Source organism: Shewanella sp. AS16 (assembly GCF_021412365.1).
Classification (GTDB): Bacteria; Pseudomonadota; Gammaproteobacteria; order Enterobacterales; family Shewanellaceae; genus Shewanella; species Shewanella salipaludis.
In genome coordinates, this window is the sequence record NZ_JAKCLK010000066.1 from 1 (window position 1) to 401 (window position 401).

Genomic DNA, 401 nt, shown 5'->3' on the forward strand with positions numbered 1-401 from the left:
GGAAATGCGTAAAATGCACGACCCTGAGCTGATGAAGCATCAGCCCCGACCCAACGCGGTCAACGCTCTTTAACAATCTAAAACAAGAAATCTGTGTGGACACTCACAGGTGTTGAGTTAATCGAAACTGCTTAGCCTTAGGGTTGGCAGTCAAAATTTAAATCAATGTTTTCAAGTTACTTAGGTAACTGAGTGTTCATAGCAATATGTACAAAGAGTCAATCACAAGATTGATTCGAATCAGAATTCATTGAGCCGCTGAGTCCTTCGGGATGAAGCAAAAAACTTTAATTGAAGAGTTTGATCATGGCTCAGATTGAACGCTGGCGGCAGGCCTAACACATGCAAGTCGAGCGGCAGCGGGAAGATAGCTTGCTATCTTTGCCGGCGAGCGGCGGACG

1 rRNA gene is annotated in these 401 nt (G+C 45.4%); it reads left to right on the plus strand.

The features are described 5' to 3' along the window. Window positions 1-288: 288 nt before the first annotated feature. Window positions 289-401: ribosomal RNA gene (locus LZP73_RS19350) — 16S ribosomal RNA — on the plus strand; the annotation flags it as partial.